Annotated in this window: 1 protein-coding gene; it reads left to right on the top strand. The window is 74.8% G+C overall.

Annotated features, from left to right (window positions below; translation table 11 throughout):
* A partial coding sequence (locus QWY28_RS23930; RefSeq protein WP_336622437.1) for an NAD(P)-binding domain-containing protein occupies nucleotides 1–230 on the top strand: 230 nt, incomplete at both ends.

Here is a 230-nt window from a genome sequence, read left to right as displayed (position 1 = left end):
GCGGCCAGGCCGACCTGGTGCTGCTCGCCGTGCCGTACGACGGCCACGACGACCTGGTCGCCTCGCTCCCGCTCGCCGGCAAGGTCGTCATCTCCTGCGTCAACCCGTTGGCCTTCGACACGCGCGGCGCGCACGGCCAGGTCATCGACGGCGGCGAGGGCTCCGCGGCCGAGTCGGCCCAGCGCCTCCAGCCCGACGCCACCGTCGTCGGCGCCTTCCACCACGTCTCC

The sequence above is a fragment of the Nocardioides oceani genome (assembly GCF_030412965.1).
In the GTDB taxonomy this organism is placed as follows: Bacteria; Actinomycetota; Actinomycetes; order Propionibacteriales; family Nocardioidaceae; genus Nocardioides; species Nocardioides oceani.
This window is presented reverse-complemented; position numbering and strand designations above follow the sequence as displayed.